At 73.5% G+C, this 23,250-nt stretch carries 22 protein-coding genes; 9 read left to right on the top strand and 13 right to left on the bottom strand.

Annotation, left to right across the window (positions count from 1 at the left end):
* Positions 1–3 precede the first annotated feature (3 nt).
* Entirely contained in the window at positions 4–771 is a 768-nt protein-coding gene (locus AB0R04_RS18995; protein WP_063347939.1) for a hypothetical protein, read from the top strand.
* A gap of 63 nt (positions 772–834) precedes the next feature.
* Here the strand turns inward: AB0R04_RS18995 and dapC are convergent, their stop codons facing one another.
* Both dapC and fdxA read right to left on the bottom strand, forming a co-directional pair.
* Positions 835–1,983: a succinyldiaminopimelate transaminase gene (gene dapC, locus AB0R04_RS18990; RefSeq protein ID WP_363372564.1), complete on the bottom strand. Its 1,149-nt coding sequence runs from the start codon at positions 1,981–1,983 to the stop codon at positions 835–837.
* Between the two features lie 20 nt (positions 1,984–2,003).
* On the bottom strand, positions 2,004–2,330 hold the full coding sequence (gene fdxA / locus AB0R04_RS18985) for a ferredoxin (RefSeq protein WP_030061559.1): 327 nt from the start codon (positions 2,328–2,330) through the stop codon (positions 2,004–2,006).
* Positions 2,331–2,530: 200 nt separating this feature from the next.
* Between fdxA and AB0R04_RS18980 the strand changes: the two genes are divergently transcribed.
* Complete coding sequence (locus AB0R04_RS18980) at positions 2,531–3,475, top strand: GNAT family N-acetyltransferase (RefSeq protein WP_363372562.1); 945 nt, start codon at positions 2,531–2,533, stop codon at positions 3,473–3,475.
* Between the two features lie 79 nt (positions 3,476–3,554).
* Complete coding sequence (locus tag AB0R04_RS18975) at positions 3,555–4,427, top strand: transglutaminase-like domain-containing protein (RefSeq protein WP_350879909.1); 873 nt, start codon at positions 3,555–3,557, stop codon at positions 4,425–4,427.
* Between the two features lie 108 nt (positions 4,428–4,535).
* On the opposite strand, the gene AB0R04_RS18970 is transcribed toward AB0R04_RS18975, so the two are convergent.
* Positions 4,536–5,165: a response regulator transcription factor gene (locus AB0R04_RS18970; protein ID WP_063347943.1), complete on the bottom strand. Its 630-nt coding sequence runs from the start codon at positions 5,163–5,165 to the stop codon at positions 4,536–4,538.
* An 83-nt stretch (positions 5,166–5,248) separates the two neighbouring features.
* Between AB0R04_RS18970 and AB0R04_RS18965 the strand changes: the two genes are divergently transcribed.
* The gene (locus AB0R04_RS18965; RefSeq protein WP_363372558.1) at positions 5,249–5,749 is read left to right on the top strand and encodes a GNAT family N-acetyltransferase; all 501 of its coding nucleotides are present in this window, start codon (positions 5,249–5,251) and stop codon (positions 5,747–5,749) included.
* A 37-nt stretch (positions 5,750–5,786) separates the two neighbouring features.
* Here AB0R04_RS18965 and AB0R04_RS18960 read toward each other — a convergent pair whose 3' ends face one another.
* The 5 genes from AB0R04_RS18960 to AB0R04_RS18940 form a co-directional block, all read right to left on the bottom strand.
* The gene (locus AB0R04_RS18960) at positions 5,787–6,137 is read right to left on the bottom strand and encodes a hypothetical protein (RefSeq protein ID WP_363372557.1); all 351 of its coding nucleotides are present in this window, start codon (positions 6,135–6,137) and stop codon (positions 5,787–5,789) included.
* A 14-nt stretch (positions 6,138–6,151) separates the two neighbouring features.
* Positions 6,152–7,414, bottom strand: a complete 1,263-nt coding sequence (locus AB0R04_RS18955; protein WP_363372555.1) for a histidine kinase — start codon at positions 7,412–7,414, stop codon at positions 6,152–6,154.
* Between the two features lie 8 nt (positions 7,415–7,422).
* On the bottom strand, positions 7,423–8,145 hold the full coding sequence (locus AB0R04_RS18950) for an ABC transporter permease (protein WP_363372553.1): 723 nt from the start codon (positions 8,143–8,145) through the stop codon (positions 7,423–7,425).
* On the bottom strand, positions 8,142–9,089 hold the full coding sequence (locus AB0R04_RS18945) for an ABC transporter ATP-binding protein (RefSeq protein ID WP_363372551.1): 948 nt from the start codon (positions 9,087–9,089) through the stop codon (positions 8,142–8,144). Before AB0R04_RS18945 ends, AB0R04_RS18950 begins: the two co-directional genes overlap by 4 nt.
* 205 nt (positions 9,090–9,294) lie before the next feature.
* Positions 9,295–11,448, bottom strand: a complete 2,154-nt coding sequence (locus AB0R04_RS18940; RefSeq protein ID WP_363372548.1) for a prolyl oligopeptidase family serine peptidase — start codon at positions 11,446–11,448, stop codon at positions 9,295–9,297.
* A gap of 312 nt (positions 11,449–11,760) precedes the next feature.
* On the opposite strand from AB0R04_RS18940, the gene AB0R04_RS18935 reads away from it, so the two are divergent.
* From AB0R04_RS18935 to AB0R04_RS18915, 5 genes are all read left to right on the top strand, one after another.
* On the top strand, positions 11,761–11,955 hold the full coding sequence (locus tag AB0R04_RS18935) for a DUF2304 family protein (RefSeq protein ID WP_063347949.1): 195 nt from the start codon (positions 11,761–11,763) through the stop codon (positions 11,953–11,955).
* Between the two features lie 31 nt (positions 11,956–11,986).
* Positions 11,987–12,964 carry an N-acetyl-1-D-myo-inositol-2-amino-2-deoxy-alpha-D-glucopyranoside deacetylase gene (mshB, locus tag AB0R04_RS18930; RefSeq protein ID WP_363372545.1) on the top strand — a complete coding sequence of 326 codons (978 nt, stop codon included), beginning with the start codon at positions 11,987–11,989 and terminating at the stop codon, positions 12,962–12,964.
* A complete protein-coding gene (locus AB0R04_RS18925; protein WP_363372543.1) occupies positions 12,961–13,422 on the top strand; it encodes a DUF6113 family protein in 462 nt (153 codons plus the stop codon). The genes mshB and AB0R04_RS18925 overlap by 4 nt, the downstream gene beginning before the upstream one ends.
* 238 nt (positions 13,423–13,660) lie before the next feature.
* Entirely contained in the window at positions 13,661–15,985 is a 2,325-nt protein-coding gene (locus tag AB0R04_RS18920; RefSeq protein ID WP_363372541.1) for a peptidoglycan binding domain-containing protein, read from the top strand.
* Positions 15,986–16,106: 121 nt separating this feature from the next.
* Positions 16,107–17,819, top strand: coding sequence for an ABC transporter family substrate-binding protein (locus AB0R04_RS18915; protein ID WP_363372539.1), 1,713 nt, complete (start codon positions 16,107–16,109; stop codon positions 17,817–17,819).
* Positions 17,820–17,842: 23 nt separating this feature from the next.
* On the opposite strand, the gene AB0R04_RS18910 is transcribed toward AB0R04_RS18915, so the two are convergent.
* The 5 genes from AB0R04_RS18910 to AB0R04_RS18890 all read right to left on the bottom strand — a co-directional run bounded on the left by AB0R04_RS18910 (position 17,843) and on the right by AB0R04_RS18890 (position 23,211).
* Positions 17,843–18,892 (bottom strand): ABC transporter ATP-binding protein, encoded by a 1,050-nt coding sequence (locus AB0R04_RS18910; protein WP_363372537.1) that lies wholly within the window; start codon positions 18,890–18,892, stop codon positions 17,843–17,845.
* A gap of 158 nt (positions 18,893–19,050) precedes the next feature.
* The gene (locus AB0R04_RS18905; RefSeq protein WP_363372534.1) at positions 19,051–20,235 is read right to left on the bottom strand and encodes a dipeptide ABC transporter ATP-binding protein; all 1,185 of its coding nucleotides are present in this window, start codon (positions 20,233–20,235) and stop codon (positions 19,051–19,053) included.
* Complete coding sequence (locus tag AB0R04_RS18900; RefSeq protein ID WP_363372532.1) at positions 20,225–21,277, bottom strand: ABC transporter ATP-binding protein; 1,053 nt, start codon at positions 21,275–21,277, stop codon at positions 20,225–20,227. Before AB0R04_RS18900 ends, AB0R04_RS18905 begins: the two co-directional genes overlap by 11 nt.
* Positions 21,278–21,293: 16 nt before the next feature.
* Positions 21,294–22,208 (bottom strand): ABC transporter permease, encoded by a 915-nt coding sequence (locus AB0R04_RS18895; protein WP_063351165.1) that lies wholly within the window; start codon positions 22,206–22,208, stop codon positions 21,294–21,296.
* A gap of 76 nt (positions 22,209–22,284) precedes the next feature.
* Positions 22,285–23,211, bottom strand: a complete 927-nt coding sequence (locus tag AB0R04_RS18890) for an ABC transporter permease (protein ID WP_363372530.1) — start codon at positions 23,209–23,211, stop codon at positions 22,285–22,287.
* Between the last annotated feature and the right edge of the window lie 39 nt (positions 23,212–23,250).

Here is a 23,250-nt window from a genome sequence, read left to right as displayed (position 1 = left end):
CCCATGTCTCACCCCCTCACGCGACGGATCGCCAGCGCCGCGCTGCTCGTGGCGGCCGGCGCGACCCCGCTGGTCGCGGCCGGCTCCGCGTCCGCCCTGGGCGGCGACGCCCTGCTGCCCAAGAGCGACCTGGTCGCGCCGCTGGGCCAGCTGACCAACACCGACACCGGTTCCACCCTCCAGCACACCACCCACCAACTGGGCCAGGCCGCCGGCAGCACCGGCGCCGCCACCGTCGCCGCGGGCGTACCGGCCTCCGCCGACGCCGCCGGCAACATCGTCGCCCACCAGCTCCCCGAGGCGAACGAGAAGGCCAGCTCGCTGACCGCCCCGGTCGACCAGACCGCCGCCACCACCGGCCAGCTCTCCGCCGTCACCCCGAAGGTCGCCTCCGCACTGGCCGGCAAGCTCGGCGAGGCCGTCACCGGCAAGGGCGTCGGCACCCGCAGCGCCGCGGCCAGCCCGGTCGGCGGGCTCGCCCAGACCGGCTCCATCGCCAAGGGCCTGCCCGGCGCCGACAAGCTCGCCGGCGCCGTCCCCGGCACCAACGCCGTCACCGACGCACTGCCGCTCGGCTCCGTCGCGCGCGCGCTGCCCGCCCTGCCCGCCACCGACGTCCTGGGCCTGGCCGAGCACGGCTCGGCCAACCGCCTCGGCGGCGCCGACCTCGGCCCGAACAACCCGCTGTCCGGCCTCACCGGCGCGCTCGGCCCGATCGGCGGCCTGCTGGGCGGCGTGAACGGCGGCAGCATCAGCGGCCTGCCGCTCTAACCCGCCCCGGGTACGGCGAAGGGGCCGGTGTTCCGTTCGGAACACCGGCCCCTTCGGCGTCGGTCAGCGGGCCGCGTTCAGCCGCTCCACGGCCGCGGCCACCCGCTCGTCGGTCGCGGTGAACGCGACCCGGACGAAGCGCTCGCCGGCCGGCCCGTAGAAGTCACCGGGCGCCACCAGGATGCCCAGTGCGGCCAGTTCGGCCACGGTCTCCCAGCACGGGCGGTCCTGCGTCACCCACAGGTAGAGGCTCGCCTGCGAGTGCTCGACCCGGAAGCCGTACGCCTCCAGCGCCGCCCGCAGCGCCGAGCGCCGGGCCGCGTACCGCTCCCGCTGCTCCGCCACGTGCGCGTCGTCCGACAGCGCCGCGATCGTCGCCGCCTGGACCGGCGCCGGCACGATCATGCCGCCGTGCTTGCGGACCTCCAGCAGCTCCCTGACCACCACCGGGTCGCCCGCCACGAAGGAGGCGCGGTAGCCGGCCAGGTTGGAGCGCTTGGAGAGCGAGTGGACGGCCAGCAGGCCCTCGTGGCCCGCGCCGCAGACGTCCGGGTGCAGGACCGAGACCGGCTCGGCGGACCAGCCCAGCTCCAGGTAGCACTCGTCGCTGACCAGCAGCGCCCCGTGCTCCCGGGCCCAGGCGACCGCCCGGCGCAGCTCGTCCCCGCCGAGCACCCGGCCGGTCGGGTTGGACGGCGAGTTCACCCAGAGCAGGCGCACCCGCGAACCGTCCAGCTCGTCCACCGAGTCGTACTCGACCGGCTCCGCGCCGCACAGCCGCGCGCCCACCTCGTACGTCGGGTAGGCCAGCCGCGGGTAGGCGACCTGGTCGCCCGGGCCGAGGCCGAGCTGGGTCGGCAGCCAGGCCACCAGCTCCTTGGAGCCGACGGTCGGCAGCACGGCCTGCGGGCCGATCTCGGCGCCGCAGCGGCGGTGCAGCCAGCCGGCGATCGCCTCGCGCAGCTCCGCCGGGCCCCACACCGTCGGGTAGCCCGGCGTGTCGGTGGCGGCGGCCAGCGCCTTCTGGATCACCTCGGGGACCGGGTCCACCGGGGTGCCCACCGAGAAGTCGCAGAGACCGCCCGGGTGGGCCAGCGCGGTCGCCTTGTACGGCTCCAGCTTGTCCCAGGGGAAGACCGGCAGGAGGTCGGAAACGCGGCGCGCCGCCCCCGGGTGACCCGGGAACGGCGCGCGCGTGCTGTTGGTGTTCACAGCTCAGATGCCACCGATCGTCAGTGGTCGGCGTTCTGCGGCGGCAGAGCGGCGATGAAGGGGTGGTCGCGCTCGATCAGACCCAGCTTCGAGGCGCCACCGGGCGAACCCAGATCGTCGAAGAACTCGACGTTCGCCTTGTAGTAGTCCTTCCACTCCTCCGGAGTGTCGTCCTCGTAGAAGATCGCCTCGACCGGGCAGACCGGCTCGCAAGCGCCGCAGTCGACACACTCATCCGGGTGGATGTAGAGCGATCGCTCGCCCTCGTAGATGCAGTCAACCGGGCATTCTTCGATGCACGCCTTGTCCTTCACGTCGACACAAGGCTGCGCGATGACGTAGGTCACGCTGTCGTTCCTCCTCGGAAGGGCCGTGGCGGCCCGTTCTGTTCTGCTCGCGTGCGCGGTGAGCGCGGCGTCGTCGATGCCCGCCCCTAGTATCGCGGGTCGGAGACCGCAAATGCACAGGAGGTGCCCAGATGACGGCAGGCGGCCCGGCCCAGGACCGTCCGGAGGTCCGGATAGATCGCTCTGACGTGGGACGACGCGTGTCCGTCCGCCGCCTCTCGGGGTTCGTGGACGACCGTCCGGTGTTCCGGGATTCGATCGGCGTGCTCACATCGTGGGACGATCATGGACTGACGGTCGCCCCGCGGACCGGCGACCCCGTCTCCTTCGCCGAGAAGCTGCTGGTCGCGGGCAAGGTCGTGCCGCTCTTCCCGGCCCGGCGCGCACCGCTGCCCGCCGCCACGCCCGTCGAGCTCCAGCGGATCGCGGCCCGCGGCTGGCCCGCCGTCGAACAGGAGCCGCTCGGCGCGTGGACGCTGCGCGCCTCGGCCGGGTTCACCCGGCGCGCCAACTCCGTCCAGGCGCTCGGCGACCCCGGACTGCCGCTGCCCGACGCGCTCGCCGCCGTCCGCCGCTGGTACGCGGCGCGCGGCCTTCCCGCGTACGTCGAGGTGATCACCCCGGGCTCGCCGGACGAGCTGCGGGCCGAGCTCGACCGGCTGGGCGCCGGCTACGCGCCCACCCTGGTGCGAACCGCACCGCTGGCCGGGCTCGCCCGGGCCGGGTCCGGGCCCGGGCGGGTCCGGCTCGCCCGGACCGCCGACCCGGCCTGGCTCTCGCTCTACCGCCGGGTCGGCGAGGACGAGGCGCTGGAGCGGGCCGCCCGGCAGGTGCTGCACGGCGGGCCGTCGGTCTGGTTCGCCACCGTGCCGGGCGCCCCCGGACAGCCGCCGCTGGCGATCGGACGCTGCGTCATCGACGGGCCCTGGGCCTGCTTCGGCGCGATCGAGGTCGCGCCGTACGCCCGGCGGGCCGGGCTGGCCACGACCGTCATGGCGGTGCTCGCCGCCCGGGCCGCCGAGGAGGGGGCGACCGGCGGATACCTCCAGGTCGAGGCGGACAACACCGGGGCGATCGCGCTCTATGACGGACTCGGCTTCACGACCAGTCACACTTACCACTACGCCCTTCTCCCCCAGGGGTAGCACCGCCCGCACCGCCGCCCCGCCCGCCGCTTCTCGCCCGCCTTTGCCCGCCCGCCGTACGAAAGCCGTCGCCGTCACCGTGACCGAGCAGAGCAGAGACCGCTTCCGGACCGCCGCCCGCGCCGAGCATCCCGACCCGGTGCTGCTCTGCCTGCTCGCCGCCGCCGAACACGGCCCGGTCCTCGACCCGGACGACCCCGGGGAACCGCCCAGCGTGGACGCCCTGCTCGCCGCCTGCGAGGCCGCCCTCGACCGGCACGCGAGCGCCGTCCGGCTCGCCGTCGCCGAACGCGCCCCCGCCGGCCCGGAGGAGACCGCCGCCCTGCTCGCCGCCGTCCTCGGCGGGCGGGAACGCTTCCACGGGCGGCAGTCCGACTACCGGCGGCTCGAATCCTCGCTGCTGCCCGACGTGCTGCGGCGGCGGCGCGGACTGCCGATCATGCTGTCCCTGGTGTGGATGGCGGTCGGGCGGCGGGCCGGGCTAGCCGTCCACGGCATCGCGCTGCCCGGCCATGTCATCGTCGCCGTCGGCGGACCGGGCGGCGGCGACGAGTACGTGCTCGCCGACCCCTTCCACGGCGGGCGGCTGCTCGACCCGGACGACGCCGAACGCCTGGTCCGCGGCGCCGGGCAGGAGTTCAGCCCCGACCTGCTCACCCCCGCCCAGCCGCTCGACCTCGTGCTGCGCGTGCTCGGCAACATCCGCGCCTGGGCCGCCGACCGCCCCGAACACGCCCGCACCCAGCTCTGGGCCACCGAACTCGCCCTCCTGCTGCCCCGCCACCCCGCCCAGCTCCGCCTCGAACGCGCCGAACTCCTCGTCCGCACCGGCGACTTCCTCGGCGGCTCGGCCGAGATGGACGCCTTCGCGCAGATCCTCGACACCTTCGACCCCGACACCGCCGCCAAGGTCCGCCAGGAGGCCCGGGCCGCCCGGCACCGGCTCAACTGACGACCGCCCGAGAACGCGATCAGAACCGGTCAGGGGCGCGCTCGGAGCCGGCCGGGAGCGCGCTCGGAGCCGGCCGGGAGCGCGCTCAGAGCCGGTCGTGGGGCGCGCTCAGAGCCAGCCCTTCTCCCGGGCGATCCGCACCGCCTCGGTGCGGTTGCGGGCCTCGGTCTTCTGGATCGCCATCGACAGGTAGTTGCGGACCGTCCCCTCCGACAGGTGCAGCCGCCGCGCGATGTCCGCGTTCACCGCCCCGTCCGCCGCCGCGCCCAGCACGTCCCGCTCGCGCGCCGTCAGCGGGTTCGCGCCCTCCGCCAGCGCGGCCGCCGCCAGCACCGGATCGATCACCCGCTCCCCGCGCAGCACCCGGCGGATCGCCTCCGCCAGCTCCGAGGCCGGCGCGTCCTTCACCAGGAACGCGTCCGCCCCCGACTCCATCGCCCGCCGCAGGTACCCCGGCCGGCCGAAGGTCGTCGCGATCACCACCCTCGTCCCCGGCGCGTTCCGGCGCAGCTCGGCGGCCGCCTCGATGCCCGTCATCCCCGGCATCTCGATGTCCAGCACGGCCACCTGCACCTCGTGCGCCAGCACCGCCGCCACCACCTCGTCCCCGCGCCCCACCTGCGCGACGACGTCGATGTCCCCCTCCAGCCCGAGCAGCGCCGCCAGCGCCTCCCGGACCATCCCCTGGTCCTCGGCGAGCAGCACGCGGATCAGGGCCCCGTTCTGAATGTCGCTCATGCCCACGACCTTAGAGGGGTGCCGGAGAGGCTGCGGGCGGTATTCGCCTGGCTCGCCGAAGCCCTGCGGGCCAGACTGGCCGCATGCTGAACCTGGAGCGCCTCCGCCCGGACCACGCCGACGCCCTGCTGGCCTTCGAGCGCGCCAACCGCGCCTGGTTCGCGCGGACCGTTACGGACCGCGGCGACGCCTACTTCGCCGAGTTCCCGGCCCGCCACGCCGCCCTGCTCGCCGAACAGGACTCCGGCGTCTGCCAGTTCCACGTCGTCCTCGACGCGGCCGGCGCCGTCCTCGGTCGCGTCAACCTCGTCGACATCGCCGACGGCACCGCCGAACTCGGCTACCGCGTCGGCGAACACGCGGCCGGCCGGGGCGTCGCCACCACCGCCGTCGCCCACCTCTGCCGGCTGGCCGCCGCGGACTACGCCCTCACGTCGCTGACCGCCGTCACCACCCTCGACAACCTCGCCTCCCGAACCGTCCTCACCCGCAACGGCTTCACGGTCGTCGCCGAACTCACCCTCGACGACCGCCCCGGCCTCCGGTTCAGCCGCTCCCTCACCGACGGCCGGCCCTCGGCATAGGAAGTCGGCCCGGCCGACTTTCCACTCCGGATGCGGGTCAGAGCCAGCGCTGGGCGGCCTCGACACTGTCGGAGCCACTGGTGTTGAAGGCGATGGCGGCCTGCGGGGCGTGGCGGCGGACGAGGTTGACGACGAGCTCGAAGAAGGGCAGGACGGGTTCGGGCTTGCGGATGCCGCCGCCGATGACGACGACGTCCCAGTCCCGGCCGGCGAGGGCGGCGGTGATCGCGGGCCCGGCCGTCTCGTCGGGAGCGACCAGGGCCATCGCCGCGTCGATGCCGTGGTCGGCGAAGCGGGCGAGTTCGGCGTCGAGGACGGCCCGCAGGCCGTCGCCGTCCATGCCGGGGACGGTGTGCGGGTCGAAGCCGAGGATGAGTGCGGTAGCCATGCCGGGGAGGACGGTCAACCCGACCGGCCGGGTTCCGTGCCGGCCGGCGCGGTGACCGTCCGCAGCGGGACGAGGGCCCGGAGCCGGAAGCCCCGGCCCCGCTCGCCCGGCCCGGCCTCCAGCCGCCCGCCGACCAGGGCCAGCCGCTCCTCCAGGCCCGAAAGCCCGTTGCCCGGCTGGGACTTGCCCGGTCCGCGCCCGTTGTCGGCGATCTCCAGGACGGCGTAGCGCTCGCCGCCGCCCTCCCAGCTCTCGTCGGCCGTGACGGTGCAGACGGTGGCGCCCTCGCCGTGCCGGACGATGTTGGTGACGGCCTCGCGCAGGGCCCAGGCCAGCGCGCCCGCCTCCTCGTCGGCGAGCCCCGGCCAGGTGTCGGCCAGTTCCGGCGCGGCCTCCAGCCGGACCTGTGCGGCGGCCAGCGCGGTGCGGGCGGCGGCGAGTTCGACCGGCAGGGTGGGGCGGCGGAAGCCGGTCACCGCCTCCCGGACGTCGATCAGCGACTGCCGGGCGACCTGCTCGATGTCGGCGACCTGCGCCCGCGCCGCCTCGTCCTTGCCGGCGTCCATGAACCGCCCGGCCAGTTCGCTCTTCAGCGTGATCAGCGACAGCGAGTGCCCGAGCAGGTCGTGCAGGTCGCGGGAGAGGCGCAGCCGTTCCTCGGACGCGGCCAGGTGGGCGACGGCGGCGCGGGCCTCGCGCAGCTCCTTCATGGTGGCGACCAGCCGCTGCATGCCGGTCATCGCGGCGCCGGCGAGGAAGGAGGTGAGGGCCAGGGTGGGGATGGTGTCGCCGCCGGCGTGGCTCAGCACGCCGACGGTGGCGGTGAGCGCGGCCATGGCGGCGACGCCGGGCAGCGCGTAGCGCACCGGCAGGACCACGGCGACGCACACCGAGGCGTAGGTGAAGAGGGTCAGGAAGGCCTCACCGAGGACGAAGGCCGAGACGGTCGCGAGCACGACCATCGTCGCGACGATCAGCCGACAGGCCCGGGGCCGCATCCCGACCATCGAGCGGAAGATCACCAGCAGGACGTAGCTGCCGACGAAGACCGCCAGGCAGAGCCAGCCGAACACCCGGGCGGCCGTCCCGTGCCCGCCGTGCAGGAGGTTGCCCACCGGGTAGGCCAGGTAGATCGTCCACAGCAGCATCCAGCTGACCTTGACCAGCAGTTGCCGCCTGGTCTCGATCGGCGAGCCCGGGACGGTCATGAACGACGTGCGCGCCGGACCCGCCTCCGGCTGCTCGTCGGATCGGCGGGTCTGGCGCGGCTCGGTCATGTCGGTCATCATGCCTGGCGGGTGTCGCGGCGGTACAGCGCCGCCGCGGCGACGACGAACACCGCGAGGAAGGCGGCCAGTCCGGCGACCGCGCCGGTGTCCAGGGAGTGCCCGGGCCGGGTGAACGCGGCCAGTTGGTTGTACAGGTACACCGGATTGAACCGGGCGAACTTCTCCAGCGAGCCGCTCACCGGGAACCACGTCCCGCCGAACAGCGCCATCACCATGTAGGTGATCATCACGATGGTCTGCACCGAGTCCGGCGCCGCCGCGTACCCGAGTGCCACCCCGAGTGCCGCGAACACGAAGCTGCCCAGCCACAGCGCCGCCGCCAGACCGGCCCACTGCGCCGCGCCGAGCGACACGCCCTGGACCGCGCCGAGCGCGAAGACCACCAGGATCGCCGGCAGCGTGGTCACCGAGCTCGCGGCGATCTTGCCGAGGGTGTACGCCCGGCCGGGCAGCGCGGTGAGCCGCAGTTGGCGCACCCAGCCGCTCTTGCGCTCCAGCGAGATCCGCTGCGCGCTGCCGGTGAGCACCGCGCCGACCGCGCCGAAGGTGGCCATCGAGACCATGAAGTAGGTCTTCACCGACAGCCCGCCGGCCAGTGGGGAGGAGCCGTAGGCGTGGGTGAAGAAGAAGTACATCAGCGCCGGGAAGGCGATGGTGAAGACCAGGTAGCGCCGGTTGCGGAAGGTCCGCAGGATCTCCAGCCGGATCAGGGTGGTCATCGCACGGTCTCCTTCGCGTCCTCGCGCTGGTCCTGCGCGCCGGTGATCGTCAGGAAGGCCTGTTCCAGGCCGAGGCCGGTGACTTCCAGCCCCCGCGGGTACAGGCCCGCCCGGTAGAGCCCGGCGACGCTGGCGTCGGCGTCCGCGGTGCGGATCCGGACGGTCCGCACGCCCGGCACCCGGGCGGTGACGTCCAGGGACTGCACGCCCGGCAGCAGGCGCAGCACGCTTTCGTCGAACTCCCCGTCCACGTCGTGGAGTTCGAAGGCGACCCGACGGGCTCCGGCGCGCGCCTTGATCTCGGCGGAGCTGCCGTCGGCGATCAGCCGGCCCCGGTGCAGGACGAGAACGCGGTCGGCGATCGAGTCCGCCTCCTCCAGGTAGTGGGTGGCGAACAGCACCGTGCGCCCGGCGTCGGCCTGTGCCCGCATGCTCGCCCAGAACGCCCGCCGGACGGTGACGTCCATGCCGGTGGTGGGCTCGTCCAGCACGATCAGGTCGCTGTCGCCCGCGATCGCGAGCGCGAAGCGGACCCGCTGCTCCTGGCCGCCGGACAGCTTGTCGGCCCGGCGCTCGGCCAGTTCGGTGATCCCGGCGTCGGCCAGCACCTCCTTGACCGGCCGGCCGCGCGGGTGCACGTCGCGGGCGAGCTCGACCAGCTCGCGGACCTTGGCGTCGGCCATCAGCCCGCCGCTCTGCAGCATCGCGCCGACCCGGCCGGCCACGATCGCCTCCCGCGGGGTGCCGCCGAACAGCGTGACGCTGCCCTGGTCGGGCTGGCGCAGGCCGAGCAGCAGGTCCAGGCTGCTGGACTTGCCGGCGCCGTTCGGGCCGAGCAGGGCGACGGTCTCGCCCGGTCGCAGCACGAGGTCGAGGTCGTCCACGGCGCGCACCCGCCCGTAGCTCTTGCCGACGCCGCGGAAGGCGGCCACTTCGGTGCTCATCGCCCTGCTCTTCTCTCCTGGTGGTGTCGCGCCCGTGGTCGCGATCGGTGTCGCGATCGGTGTCGTTCGCACCACCTCAGAGTCCCGTGCGGGCGGGGTGCGGCGGCAGTGTCCGCCGTCGTGCCTTCGGTATGACGGATGTCATGGCTGCGGCCGGTACCCGGGTCAGGGGTACCGGCCGCACAACCGCAGGTCAGGCCAGTTGTCAGAGGCCCAGCGCGCGCTTCACGAAGTCGACCTGGAGCAGCAGCAGGTTCTCCGCGACCTCCTCCTGCGGCGTCATGTGCGTGACGCCGGACAGCGGCAGCACGGTGTGCGGGCGGCCGGCCGCGAGCAGCGCGGAGGACAGCCGCAGGGTGTGCGCGGCGACCACGTTGTCGTCCGCCAGACCGTGGATGATCATCAGCGGCCGCTCCAGCCCGGCGGCGTAGCCGGTCAGCGAGTTGGCCGCGTACACCTCGGGCCGCTCGGCCGGGTGGCCGAGGTAGCGCTCGGTGTAGTGGGTGTCGTACAGCTCCCAGTCGGTCACCGGCGCGCCGGCGACGGCCGCGTGGAAGACGTCGGGGCGGCGCAGCACGGCGAGCGCGGAGAGGTAGCCGCCGTACGACCAGCCGCGGATGGCGACCCGGCCGAGGTCCAGCGGGAACTCCTCGGCGAGCGCCTGCAACGCGTCGGCCTGGTCGTCGAGGGTGGCCCCGGCGAAGTCGAAGGCGATGGACTTCTCCCAGGCCGGGTTGCGCCCGGGGGTGCCGCGCCCGTCGGCGACGACCACGGCGAAGCCCTGGTCGGCGAACCACTGCGAGTTGAGGTGCGGGTTGTGCGCCTGGACGACGCGCTGGCCGTGCGGGCCGCCGTACGGGTCCATCAGGACGGGCAGCAGGCCGTCCCGCTCGCGGTCGTAGCCGGTGGGCAGGAAGACGGCGGCCGGGATGCGGCGCTCGCCGGCGAAGCGGAACACCGGGCGGGCGGTGATGACCGGGGTCTCGGCGTAGGAGGCGATGGTGGCGACGTCGTCGACGACCACGCCTTCGGGCAGGTCGCGGGCGACCTGGACGAGGGTGCCGGGCAGGTCGGGCTCGGCGGTGGCGCGCACGGTGATCCCGCCCGCGTGCACGGCGCTGGTGACGGAGGTGAACGGACGGCCGTTGGAGGACTCCCAGCCGAGCCGCTTGCCGTCGTGGCTGATCCGGCCGACGGCGATCCAGCCGGGCTCGGGGTCGGTCTCCGCGGCGCCGCCGGAGGCGGTGAACAGCACCTCGTCGTCGGTGACGGCGACCACCGAGCGCAGGTGCAGGTCGGCCCCGGTGACGGCCTGGTCGCCGATCACCAGCGCCCGCACGCCGCCCTCGTCAGAGATCCGGACCAGCTTGCCGTCCGGGGTCCAGGACGGGACGCCCTGGAACAGCTCAAGCCAGACGTCGTCGCGCTCCTCGAACAGCACCTCGGTGGCGCCGGTGGCCACGTCGAGGCCGAGGATCAGCTGGCTGCGCTGGTCGCGGGCCTGGACGAGCAGCAGCGGCACGCCGCCCGCGGACCAGTGCACCCGGGCGAGGTACGGGTAGGCCGTGCGGTCCCAGACCACCTCGGTGCGGCCGCCGTCCAGGTCGAGCACCCAGAGGCCGACCTCGGCGTCGGCGGTGCCGGCGGCCGGGTAGGCGACCTCGGCGGGCTCGCGCTGCGGGTTGGCCGGGTCGGCGATCCACCAGCGGCGCACCGGGGTGTCGTCGGCGCGCTCGACCAGCAGCCGGTCGCCGTCGGGGGACCACCAGAAGCCCCGGTCGCGGCTCATCTCCTCCTGGGCGATGAACTCGGCCTGCCCCCAGGTGACGTTCGGGCCGTCGGGCTCGGCGAGCACCCGGTCGGCGGTGCCGTCGGTGCGGGTGAGGCGCAGTTCGCCGGCGGTGTTGGCGTAGGCGACGTGGCTGCCGTCCGGGGAGACCCGCGGGTCCAGCAGCGGGCCCTGGGCGGGCAGTTCGGCGGTGGCGCCGGTGGCCAGGTCGGCGGTGAACAGCCGGCCGGAGAGGGCGAAGGCGGCCAGTCGGCCGGCCGCGTCCAGGGCGTAGCCGACGATGCCGGCCGAGCCTTCGCGGCTGCGCTCGCGGCGGGCCTTCTCGGCGGGCGAGAGGTCCTCCTCGCCGCCGCCGAGCAGCACGGCCGGGTCGGCGGCGATCCGCTCCTCGCCGGTGGCGGTGTCGAGGGTCCAGAGCAGGTTGGCCCGGTCGCCGCCCGACCGGGAGCGCAGGAAGACGACCCGCGAGCCGTCCGGTGCGACGGAGAAGGAGCGGGGCGCGCCGACGGTGTAGCGCAGGGTCCGCGCGTACTGCCGGGGGAAGGTGTCCGCAGGGGTGTGGGAGGTCATGGCACCAGACCCTACGATGCCGTACTCCCGCTGCCGGGCGCCTGGTGATCACTCGTTCGGAGCATCGTTCCCGAGTGCGCCCCAAAGGCGCCCATACCCCCTCCGACCGGCCCATGCGCCCCACGAGTGCCCCCGTACCCCGGCGCGTGGAGACTCACCGAATGTAATGCTCCCCTTACCCATCGGGTATGACTGGTCGGGCGGGTGATCGTCGGGCCCGTCCCGGCCCCGGTCGCCCGACCGCAAGTCCCGTACGGTCCCACCGTCACCCTCCCCAGGGGGTGGCGCACCCGAGAAGGGGTGTGAGCCGACATGGCTTTGTCCGTCTCCGCAGCCATGCTGATGCTGGTCATCGTGGTGGTGCTGATCCGCCGCTCCGGGCTGAAGCTCGCGCACGCGATCATCTGCGCGCTGCTCGGCTTCTACCTGGCGTCCAGCTCGATCGCGCCGTCGATCAGCCAGGTCACCAGCAACCTCGCCGGGATGATCAACGGCCTGAAGCTCTGACCCCGCCACGGCGGTCGTTAGGCTTCCTCCCATGACCGCGACTACCGGCCGCCGCCTGCTCCTGGTGCACGCCCACCCCGACGACGAGTCGATCGGCAACGGCGCCACCATGGCCCGGTACGCCGCCGAGGGCGCCCAGGTCACCCTGGTGACCTGCACCCTCGGCGAGGGCGGCGAGGTGATCCCGCCCGGGCTGGCCCATCTGACGGCCGATCGATGGGGGTCCCCCCGGCCGGAGGCTGGGGGAGGCACCCTCGGCGCGTACCGGATCGGCGAGCTGACCGCGGCCATGCGCGCGCTCGGCGTCACCGACCTCCGCTTCCTCGGCGGCCCGGGCCGCTACCGCGACTCCGGGATGATGGGCCTGCCCGACAACGACGTGCCCGGCTGCTTCTGGCGGGCCGACGTCGACGAGGCGGCCGGCCACCTGGTCGCGGTGGTCCGCGAGGTCCGGCCGCAGGTGCTGGTCACCTACGACGAGAACGGCGGCTACGGGCACCCGGACCACATCCAGGCGCACCGGGTCGCGATGCGCGCGTACGAGCTGGCGGCCGATCCGGCGCACCGCCCGGAGCTGGGCCCGGCCTGGCGGATCGCCAAGGTCTACTGGAACCGGATGCCCCGCTCGGTGATCGAGGCCGGGCTCGCCGAGACCGCCGCCCGGGCGCCCTTCCCCGGGACGGCCCGGCCGGCCGACGTTCCCGGGGTGGTGGCCGACGAGGTGGTCACCACCGTGCTGGACGGCTCCGCCTACGCCGGGCGCAAGGCCGCCGCGATGGCCGCGCACGCCACTCAGATCACCGTGGACGGCGCCTTCTTCGCGCTCTCCAACGACCTCGGCCAGCCGCTGGTCGCCACCGAGTACTACCAGCTGGTACGCGGCCAGGCCGGGCCGGAGCGGCCCGAGGACGACCTGTTCGCCGGCCTGTCGCCCGCCGCCGACCCGCTGCCCACCACCGCCACCGCCACCGCCACCGCCACCGCCACCGCCGAGGAGAGCGTCCGATGACCGAGCCCGCCGCCGCCCGGCCGCCGCGCCGCTCGTTCCCGGCGGCCGTCCTCGGCACCCGCGAGGAGCGGCTGGCCGAGCCTCAGCCCCCGCGCGGCGCCCGGATCACGGCCTACGCCCTGTTCTTCCTGCTGGGTGTCGCGGTGTCGGTCTGCGGATCCTTTGTGCAGGCCTTGTGGCCGCCCGTGGGGGTCCTGCTGGCGCTCGCCGCGACCGGCGCCACCTTCTACGGCGGCCTGCGGGTCACCGGCACCCGGCTGGGCGCGGCACTGCCCGCGGCCGGCTGGTTCATGGCGATGCTGCTGGTGATCGTGCCCCGACCGGAGGGCGACAACGTGCTGTGGTCCAACGCCACCTCGCTCGGCTGGCTGTTCGGCGGCTCGGTCCTGGGCGTGATCTGCGCCACCCTGCCGACCCGTAGCGGCTGGTTCCCGGGCGTGCCCGGCCCGCCGCGCTGAACCCGCCCGCGGGGCACGTACGGCACCGCGCACGACGCGCAGTCAGGAGCGCACGGCCGTACTCTCATACCGGAGGAACCGGACGTATCAGGATCTGTCCGAAGCCGTTCGTCGCTCTGTTCTTCCCAGTATGGTGGTCCCGCAGAACGCCGTACCCGACCGCCGCCCGCCCAGGCCCGGCGACCACGAACCGCGGTCGCGCCGCACGGCCCGCCCGCGAACCCGGAGCAGAGCAGCATTGAGCAGCCGCGAATCTGACAACGCCCACCCGACGCCCCGGCGTACGGGTCCGGACGCCTACCCGTCGGGCACCCCGCCCTACGGCACACCGGGACTCCCGGGCGGCGACCGGGCCGGTGCCGCCCAGGGCGCCGCGTCGGGCGGCGAGGACGACGGCCCGAAGACCGAGACCACCCTGACGACCCGGGTCCGGATCAACATCCCCGGGTCGCGTCCGATCCCGCCGGTCGTGGTCCGCAGCACCGTCAAGAACGAGGACGGCCCGGGCGAGGAGGCCCCGGCGGCCGCCCCCGAGCCGGGCGGCCCGCGGCACCGGTCCGCGCCCTCCTCCCCCGTCCTCGGGGTGATGGAGGGCGGCGCCCGCACGGCCACCCCGCCGGAGCTGCCGCCGGAGTGGCAGGTCCCGCCGATCCCGCCGGCGACGTCCGAGGCCGAGTCCACCGGCGCCTGGTTCCGGCCGCGGCAGAAGAAGGCCGAGCCGGCGCCGACCGCCGTACCGGCCGGTGCCCCGAACACCCCGGGCGCGCCGGAGGCCCCGGCCGCGCCCGCCGCCGCCGAGCCCCGGCCGACGGCCGCCCCGGCCCCCGGCGCCCGCCCGAACGGTGCCCGCCCCGCCCAGGGCGCGGCCCGTCCGAACGGCCGACCGGTACCCGCCCAGGCCCCGAACCCGGCCCCGAACCCGAACGGCTCGCCCGCCGCGCCGTTCCCCGCCGGCCCCGGTGCGCAGACCCCGGCGGAGGAGCCCGGCGTGTACGAGGCCGCCTCCCCCTTCGCGCCGCCCACCGCCGACCCGTTCGCCCCGATGGCGCCCACGGCCGGAGCCCGCGGCCGGCGCGACGACCGCCCCCAGCAGGGCGCCCAGCAGAACGGCGGCCAGCAGAGCGGCAGGCAGCGCAACGGCCGGCCGTCCGACGGACGGCCGCAGCAGGGCCCGCGCCCGGGCGCCCGCCCGCAGGGCCCGGCGGCCGGCGCGACGGACCCGGAGGACACCTCGGTCGACGGCTTCGAGCCGATCCGCGAGGGCACCCCGCCGCCCGCCGCCATACCGGGCCTACCGCAGAACGGCGCCGCGCACGGCGGCGAAGCCCGCCCGCAGCCCGGCCTGTTCGCCTCGGCCCCGGCCGGTGCCGACCCGTTCGCCGCCCAGCGCCCCGCCGCGCCGGGCCAGGACGCCTTCGCCCACCCGGCCCCCGGAGGGCTCTTCCCCGGCGCCCCCGGGCACCCGCAGCAGCAGCAGCCCGGACCGGACCCGGAGGCCACCGAGCTCACCCCGCTGCCGACCCCCGCCCCGGGCCCCCGGCCCGCACCGCAGTCGGCCAAGACCGCGCCCGCGCCCGCCAAGAGCAAGGGCAAGGCCAAGCCGAAGGCCAGCGCCGGCAAGAAGCTGGTCAAGCTGGGCGTGTACGGCGTCGGCTTCGTGCTGTTCCTCGGCGCCGCCGCGTACGGCACCGGTCTGATGCTCAACCAGTCCGACATCCCCAAGGGCACCGTGGTGCTCGGCACCGACATCGGCGGCAACAGCCGCGACCAGGCGATCCACCAGCTCGACGAGACCGTCGGCAAGACCGGCCAGCAGCCGCTCAAGCTGAAGGTCGGCGACCAGGCGCTGAACCTCGACCCGACCGTCGCCGGGCTGAGCTTCGACACCACGGGCACCGTGGACGGCCTCGCCCAGCACAGCTACAGCCCGGTCGACGTCATCAAGTCGCTGAAGGGCGGCACCAAGGCGGTCGCACCGGACGTCAAGGTGGACCGGGCCAAGCTCAAGGCCGCCCTGGACACCCTGGCCTCCGGCTCGGGCCAGGGCCTTCAGGAGGGCTACGTCAAGTTCGCCGAGAACGGCGACCCGGTCGTGGTGCCCGGCCGGGCCGGCCAGGCCGTCGACTCGGCGAGCGCCCTGGACGTGGTCGAGCAGGCCTACCGCGACCGCGCCGCCGGCAAGCCCGAGCAGCCGATCGCGCTCGCCGTCACGGCCGCCCAGCCCAAGGTCTCCCCGCAGGCCCTGCAAGCCGCCGCGGACAGCCTCGGCAAGTCCGCGCTCAACGGCAACGTGTACGTCCTGGCCGGCACCAAGAAGTGGATCTTCGGCAAGGTGGTCGCCGCCAAGACGCTCACGCTCGTCCCGGACGCCTCCGGGAAGATCGTGCCCAAGTGGGACCTCGACGCGCTGAACGGCCAGCTGGGCAGCGTGTTCGACAAGGTGAAGGTCAAGAAGAACGGCCAGACCGCCGCGATCACCCCGCAGGACGTCGCGGACGCCGTCACCTCGCTGCTCGACAAGACCGGCGAGAAGGACCGCACCTTCAAGTTCACCGTCGCCTGAGCAACGACCGCACCGATCGGGGGGCGGGCCGGCATCCGGCCCGCCCCTCGACAACTCCCCCTCCCGGTCAGCAAGATGTGACGCCACACCTTCCGCCACAGCCACCTCGGGGAGCACGCCGATGAGCCGCCGCCTCCAGCACCGGACGGCCCTGCTCGCCGGTCTCACCGCCCTGTCGCTCTCGCTGACGCTCTGTTCGTGCGCCTCCGGCCGGGGCGGCACCGCCGCGGACGGGCCGTCCGCCACCGGGGCCCCCAAGCTCACCTCGATCGACGTCAACCCGCGCGAGCGCTCCCAGCTGCGCCAGGGCGGCACCCTGAACCTGGCGATCGCCCAGTTCTCCCGCCAGTGGTCGCCGATCCAGACCGACGGCAGCGAGTCCTCGACGATCAGCGTCAGCAAGCCGCTGCTGCCGACCTTCTTCCGCTCCGACGCGGCCGGCACCCAGACCGTCAACCCGGCCTACCTGCAAGACGCCCACGCGGAGCTGCGGGACGGCCGGCAGGTCGTCGTCTGGACGCTCAACCCGAAGGCCCACTGGTCCGACGGCACCCCGATCACCTGGCGCGACCTCGAAGCCAACTGGCGCGCGCTGAACGGGAAGGACCCGGCCTACCGGCCCGCCAGCAACACCGGCTTCGAACAGGTCTCCTCGGTCGAGCGGGGCAAGGACGACTTCCAGGCGGTGATGACCTTCGACCGGCCGTTCTCCGAGTGGCAGTCGATGTTCAACGGCGCCGCCAACGCCCCGCTGCTGCCCGCGAGCCGGCTCGCCACCCCGGAGCTGTTCAACTCCGCCTACCTGGACGCGATCCCGGTCACCGCCGGCCCGTTCAAGGTCGAACGGCTGGACCGCGCCGCCCAGACCATCACCCTGGTCGCCGACCCCGCCTGGTGGGGCGACAAGCCGATGCTGGACCGGATCGTCTTCCACGCCATGCTGCCCAACGCCATGGCCCCCGCCTTCGCCAAGGGCGAGATCGACCTCTTCAACAACGGCCCGGACGTCGCCGGCTACCAGACCATCAAGAGCACCAAGGGCGCCGCCGTCCGCCGGGCCGGCGGGCCCGACTTCCGCCAGCTCACCCTCAACGCCCGCACCCCGGCGCTCAGCGACGCGACCGTCCGCCAGGCCGTCTTCCAGGCCGTCAACCGGGACGCCGTCATCCGCTCCGACCTGAACGGCCTGGACTGGCCCGCCGCCCCGCTCAACAACCACCTGCTGGTCGCCAACCAGAACGCCTACCGGGACAACTCCCTCGGCCTCAGCCGCTACGACCCCGCCGAGGCCGCCCGCAAGCTGGACGCGGCCGGCTGGCGGCTCGACGGCGACGTCCGCAAGCGCAACGGCCGCGAGCTGAACCTGCGGATGGTCATCCCGGCCGGCGTCACCCAGGCGCAGAGCGAGGCCGACAGCGCCACCAGGACGCTCAAGGACGTCGGCATCAAGGTCACCACGGTCACCGCCGCCGCCAACGAGTTCTTCGACAAGTACGTCAACCGCGGCGACTTCGACATCACCGCCTACTCGCTGCTCGGCACGCCCTTCCCGGCCAGCGGCAACCGCGCCGACTTCGTCCAGAACGGCGGCACCAACCACGTCGGCGCGGGCAGCCCGGCGGTGGACGCCGCCCTCGACCGGGCCGCCGCCGCACCCGACGCGGCCACCGCCTCCGAGGCGATCAACCAGGCCGACGGCGAGCTGTGGAAGGTGGCCGGCGTGCTGCCGCTCTACCAGCGCCCGCAGCTGTACGGCGCCCGCGCCAACCTCGCCAACATCGGCGCCCAGGGGCTGTCCGACATCGTCTGGGAGAACGTCGGCTTCGAGCGGTAGGCGGCGGCGACGCCCCGGCGCCCTCAGCCGTGCAGGGTCTCCCGCCAGAAGTGGCAGGCGCTGCGACGGCCCGGCAGTTCGGCGCCCTCGGCGTCCACCACCGGTACCAGCGGCGGGAGTTCGCTCAGGCAGCGGTCCTGCACCCGGTTGCAGCGCGGGTTGAACGCGCAGCCCTGCGGGACCTCCAGGAGGCTGGGCGGCAGGCCCTTGATGGCGTGGAGGTTCTGCCCCTTCTGGTCCAGCCGGGGGATCGAGTCGAGCAGGCCCCGGGTGTACGGGTGGGCGGGGCGCGCGTACAGGTCGCGCACCGGGGCCGTCTCGACGATCCGGCCCGCGTACATCACCGCGATCGTGTCCGCGACGTCGGCGACCACGCCGAGGTCATGGGTGATCAGGATCAGCCCCATGTGGAACTCGTGCTGCAACTCGGCCAGCAGGTCCATCACCTGGGCCTGCACGGTGACGTCCAGCGCGGTGGTGGGCTCGTCCGCGATGATCAGGTCCGGCTCCATGGAGAGCGCCATGGCGATCATGATGCGCTGGCGCATGCCGCCGGAGAACTGGTGCGGGTAGTCGCCGACGCGCTGCCTGGCCGCCGGGATCCGCACCCGGTCCATCAGCTCGATGGCCCTCTCCCTGGCCTCCTTGCGGCTGGCGCCGCGGTGCACCTGGAACATCTCGCCGAGCTGGTAGCCCACGCTGAGCACCGGGTTGAGCGAGGACAGCGCGTCCTGGAAGATCATCGCGATCTTCTGGCCCCGGACGAACCGCCGGGCCTTGGAGCCCATGGTCAGCAGGTCCTCGCCGCGGTAGAGGATCCGCCCGCCGGTGATCCGCCCGGGCGGCACGTCCAGGATGCCCATGATCGCCTGCGCGGTCACCGACTTGCCCGAACCGGACTCGCCCAGCACCGCCAGCGTCTCCCCGGCCGACACCGAGTAGCTCACCCCGTTGACGGCCCTGGCCACGCCGTCCCGGGTACGGAACTCGACGTGCAGGTCGTCGACCTCCAGCAGCGGGGTCCCGGGCACCAGGTTCTCCCGACCGCCGCCGATCACCTCCACCATGTCCATCCGAGCAGCCCTCCCCCAGCGCGGCAGCGAGCACCTATACGCGCAGAGCAACTATCAACGACCCGACCCCACTTGCGGAATTGCGCGGCACGTCTCTTTTCCATCACAAGAAAGGGCGCACCCCCGGTGCGGGGGCGCGCCCTGGATCCCGCGAGCCGCTAACCGGGCCCGGCATCCCCCTGCCCAGCCTCGCGCTCCACCGCGCTCTGCCCAGCCTCGCGCTCCACCGCGCTCTGCCCGACCTCACGCTCCACCGCGCTCTGCCCGATCTCGCGCTCCGCCGCGAAATGACACGCCGAGTCGTGCCGGGCCGCCCCACCCAGCCAGGACGGCGAGGCGAGCAGCGGGATCTCGGCCGCGCAGCGGTCCTGCGCCTTCCAGCAGCGGGTGCGGAAGCGGCAGCCGGACGGTGGGTTGGCCGGTGAGGGCACGTCCCCGGTGAGCACGATCCGGTCCCGCGACTCCCGGGCCGTCGGGTCCGGCACGGGGACGGCGGAGAGCAGCGCCTGGGTGTACGGGTGGGTGGCGTGGTCGTAGATCTCGGTATCGCTGCCGATCTCGACCATCTTGCCGAGGTACATCACGCCGACCCGGTCCGAGATGTGCCGGACGATGGAGAGGTCGTGCGCGATGAACATGTACGAGAGGTTGAACTCGCCCTGCAGCTTGTCCAGCAGGTTGATCACCTGCGCCTGCACCGACACGTCCAGCGCGGAGACCGGCTCGTCGCAGATGATGATCTCCGGCTTGAGCGCCAACCCCCGTGCGATACCGATGCGTTGGCGCTGCCCGCCGGAGAACTGGTGCGGGTAGCGGTTGATGTACTCGGGGTTGAGCCCGACCACGTCCAGCAGGTCCTGGACGGCCTTGCGGCGGTCCCCCTTGGGCGCCACCTCGGGGTGGATCTCGAACGGCTCCCCGATGATGTCGCCGACCGTCATGCGCGGGTTCAGCGAGGTGTACGGGTCCTGGAACACCATCTGGATGTTGCGGCGGACGGCCTTCAGCGCCGCCCCGGACAGCCGGGAGATCTCCTCGCCCTTGTAGCGGACCGATCCCCCGGTGGCCGGCTCCAGGTTCATCAGCACCTTGGCCAGCGTGGACTTCCCGCAGCCGGACTCGCCGACGACGCCCAGCGTCTCGCCCTGCCTCAGGTCGAAGGAGACCCCGTCGACGGCCTTCACGGCGCCGACCTGCTTCCTGAACAGCACGCCCTTGGTCAGCGGGAAGTGCTTGACCAGGTCCCGGACTTCGAGGATCGGCTCGCCGCGCGGCACCTCCTGGGCGAAGGCGGCCTCCTCCGGCACCGCGGCGCCCAGTGCGCTGGACCCGTTAGCGGCCATGGAGGGTCTCCTTCCAGAAGAAGCAGGCGCTGCCCCGCCCGGCCAGCGGGGCACCGTCGTCCTCAGCGACCGGGTACAGCTCCGGCACCTCGGCCCGGCAGCGGTCCTGCGCCCGCGGGCAGCGCGGGTTGAAGGCGCAGCCCTGGGGGATCCGCAGCAGGTTGGGCGGCAGGCCCTTGATGGCGTACAGCTCCTGGCCCTTCTGGTCCAGCCGCGGGATGGAGTCCAGCAGGCCGCGGGTGTACGGGTGCGCGGGGCGCGCGTACAGGTCGTGCACCGGGGCGGTCTCGACGATCCGGCCGGCGTACATCACGGCGATCTTGTCGGCGACGTCGGCGACCACGCCGAGGTCGTGGGTGATCAGGATCAGGCCCATGTGGAACTCCGCCTGGAGCTCCGCGAGCAGGTCCATCACCTGCGCCTGGACGGTGACGTCCAGGGCGGTGGTGGGCTCGTCCGCGATGATCAGGTCCGGTTCCAGGGCCAGCGCCATGGCGATCATGATGCGCTGGCGCATGCCGCCGGAGAACTGGTGCGGGTAGTCGTTCACCCGCTGCTTGGCCGCCGGGATGCGCACCCGCTCCATCAGCTCGACGGCCTTGTCCTTGGCCTCCTTGCGGGACGCCCCCCGGTGGGCGCGGAACATCTCGCCGAGCTGGAAGCCCACCGTCAGCACGGGGTTGAGCGAGGACAGCGCGTCCTGGAAGATCATCGCGATCTTCTGGCCGCGGATCCTGCGCCGCTCCTCGTTACCCATCTTCAGCATGTCCCGACCGCGGAAGCGGATCTCCCCGCGCGGGATCCGGGCCGGCGGCATGTCCAGGATGCCCATGATCGCCTGCGCGGTCACCGACTTGCCCGAGCCGGACTCGCCGAGCACCGCGAGCGTCTCCCCCGCCCGGACGCTGTAGTCGACCCCGTTGACCGCCTTGGCCACGCCGTCCCGGGTGACGAACTCGACGTGCAGGTCGCGGACGTCGAGCAGCGGCCCCTCGTACGACGCGGCCCGCTCGGACCTGGTGGCGTCCACGGCTGTACTCACGTTGCGCTCCCCTCGCTCAGCGAAGCTTCGGGTCGAGGGCGTCGCGCACCGCGTCGCCCAGCATGATGAAGGCCAGCACGGTGACGGAGAGCGCCACGGCCGGGAAGAAGAGCACGTACGGCGCCGTCCGGATCACCTTCTGGGCGGAGGAGATGTCGATGCCCCAGGAGATGGTCGGGTCCTGCAGGCCGATGCCGAGGAAGCTCAGCGTCGCCTCGGTGGCGATGTAGCCGCCGAGCGCGATGGTGGCGACGACGATCACGGGGGCGATCGCGTTCGGCAGGATGTGCCGGAACATCAGCCGCCCCGTCCCGGCGCCGAGCGCCCGGCCGGCCACCACGTAGTCGGACTGTTTGACGGTCAGCACGGCGCCGCGCATGACGCGGGCGATCTGGGTCCAGCCGAGGAAGGCCAGCGCGATGACCACGCTCCACACCGTGCGGGTGGTGAAGGCGTTCAGCAGCACCAGGGCGCCGAGCAGCAGCGGGAGGCCGAAGAAGATGTCGGTGATCCGGGAGATCACCGCGTCGACGGCGCCGCCGAAGTAGCCGGCGACCATGCCGGCCAGTCCGCCGAGCACGGTGACCGCCAGGGTCACGCAGATGCCGACGGTGATCGAGGCGCGGGCGCCGTACACCACCCGGGCGTAGATCGACCGGCCCTGCCCGTCGTAGCCGAACCAGCCGGCGCCGAAGAAGTCCGTCCAGTCCGGCCGCCTGAGGTAGTCGTGGATCAGGTCGGCCTTGCGCGGGTCGGCGTCGGTGAACGCCCAGGGGAAGATCGCCATGACGACCAGCAGCAGGATCAGCACGGCGGAGATCAGGAAGATCGGCCGCCGGCGCAGGTCCCGCCAGGCGTCGCCCCAGAGGCTGCGGGCCTCCTCCCGCTTGGCCGGGTCGGGCTCGACCAGGGTCTCCTGCTCGACCGCCATGCCCTGCTCCCCGGCGTAGTCGAGGTGTGAGACCCCGGGCTTGGGGTGCGGCTCGTAGGAGTTCTCGTCGTGGATGTCAGGCATAGCGGATCCTCGGGTCCAGGACCGCGTAGAGCAGGTCGACGAGCAGGCTGGCGACGAGGTAGACGATCACCAGGACGGTCACGATGCCGACCACGGTGGGGCCTTCCTTCTGGTTGATCGCCCGGTACAGGACGTTGCCGACGCCCTGCACGTTGAAGATGCCCTCGGTGACGATCGCCCCGCCCATCAGGGCGCCGAGGTCGGTGCCGAGGAAGGTGACCACCGGGATCAGCGAGTTGCGCAGCAGGTGGCGGGAGATGACGGTCCGCCGGGGCAGGCCCTTGGCGACCGCCGTGCGGATGTAGTCGGCCCGCAGGTTCTCGCCGATGGACGTCCGGGTGAGCCGGGCGACGTACGCGAGCGAGAGCGAGCCCAGCACGATCGCGGGCAGGATCAGCTGCGAGAGGTCGGTGGAGTCCTGCACCGTCGGGGTGACCCAGCCGAGGTTGGTGGCGAAGATCGTCTGCGCGATGTAGGCCAGCACGAAGACCGGGATCGAGATCACCACCAGGGTGAGGATCAGCACCAGGGTGTCCTGGATGCTGCCGCGCCGGAGGCCGGAGGCCATGCCCAGGGCGAGGCCGAGGACCACTTCGAAGACGAAGGCCATCAGCGCGAGCCGGATGGTGACCGGGAAGGCGGTCGCCATGATCTCGGAGACGGGGCGGCCGGTGAAGCTCGTCCCGAAGTCCCCCTGGAAGAGGTTCCCCATGTAGTGCAGGTACTGCTTCCAGACCGGCTGGTCCAGGAAGTACTTGTGCTTGATGCTGGCCACGACGGCCGGGTCGGCGGCCTTCTCGCCGAACAGCGCCGACACCGGGTCGCCCGGCAGCGTGTAGACCATCAGGAAGATCAGCAGCGTGGTGCCAAAGAACACCGGGATCATCTGCAGCACCCGCCGCAGCACGTAACTGCCCATCCGAGCCTCCTTCCTAGACGTGCCCTGGGTGCACGGCCG

The sequence above is a fragment of the Kitasatospora sp. NPDC056731 genome, assembly GCF_040687675.1.
In the GTDB taxonomy this organism is placed as follows: domain Bacteria; phylum Actinomycetota; class Actinomycetes; order Streptomycetales; family Streptomycetaceae; genus Kitasatospora.
This window is presented reverse-complemented; position numbering and strand designations above follow the sequence as displayed.

Excerpts from the sequence above, each read along its gene's own strand:
- AB0R04_RS18915 (WP_363372539.1), top strand. The coding sequence starts at position 16,107 with ATGAGCCGCCGCCTCCAGCACCGGACGGCCCTGCTCGCCGGTCTCACC.
- AB0R04_RS18950 (WP_363372553.1), bottom strand. The coding sequence starts at position 8,145 with ATGACCACCCTGATCCGGCTGGAGATCCTGCGGACCTTCCGCAACCGG.
- mshB (WP_363372545.1), top strand. The coding sequence starts at position 11,987 with ATGACCGCGACTACCGGCCGCCGCCTGCTCCTGGTGCACGCCCACCCC.
- AB0R04_RS18960 (WP_363372557.1), bottom strand. The coding sequence starts at position 6,137 with ATGGCTACCGCACTCATCCTCGGCTTCGACCCGCACACCGTCCCCGGC.
- AB0R04_RS18945 (WP_363372551.1), bottom strand. The coding sequence starts at position 9,089 with ATGAGCACCGAAGTGGCCGCCTTCCGCGGCGTCGGCAAGAGCTACGGG.
- AB0R04_RS18925 (WP_363372543.1), top strand. The coding sequence starts at position 12,961 with ATGACCGAGCCCGCCGCCGCCCGGCCGCCGCGCCGCTCGTTCCCGGCG.
- AB0R04_RS18935 (WP_063347949.1), top strand. The coding sequence starts at position 11,761 with ATGGCTTTGTCCGTCTCCGCAGCCATGCTGATGCTGGTCATCGTGGTG.
- AB0R04_RS18970 (WP_063347943.1), bottom strand. The coding sequence starts at position 5,165 with ATGAGCGACATTCAGAACGGGGCCCTGATCCGCGTGCTGCTCGCCGAG.
- AB0R04_RS18890 (WP_363372530.1), bottom strand. The coding sequence starts at position 23,211 with ATGGGCAGTTACGTGCTGCGGCGGGTGCTGCAGATGATCCCGGTGTTC.
- AB0R04_RS18995 (WP_063347939.1), top strand. The coding sequence starts at position 4 with ATGTCTCACCCCCTCACGCGACGGATCGCCAGCGCCGCGCTGCTCGTG.
- AB0R04_RS18940 (WP_363372548.1), bottom strand. The coding sequence starts at position 11,448 with ATGACCTCCCACACCCCTGCGGACACCTTCCCCCGGCAGTACGCGCGG.
- AB0R04_RS18965 (WP_363372558.1), top strand. The coding sequence starts at position 5,249 with ATGCTGAACCTGGAGCGCCTCCGCCCGGACCACGCCGACGCCCTGCTG.
- AB0R04_RS18905 (WP_363372534.1), bottom strand. The coding sequence starts at position 20,235 with ATGGCCGCTAACGGGTCCAGCGCACTGGGCGCCGCGGTGCCGGAGGAG.
- AB0R04_RS18955 (WP_363372555.1), bottom strand. The coding sequence starts at position 7,414 with ATGACCGAGCCGCGCCAGACCCGCCGATCCGACGAGCAGCCGGAGGCG.
- AB0R04_RS18895 (WP_063351165.1), bottom strand. The coding sequence starts at position 22,208 with ATGGCGGTCGAGCAGGAGACCCTGGTCGAGCCCGACCCGGCCAAGCGG.
- AB0R04_RS18910 (WP_363372537.1), bottom strand. The coding sequence starts at position 18,892 with ATGGACATGGTGGAGGTGATCGGCGGCGGTCGGGAGAACCTGGTGCCC.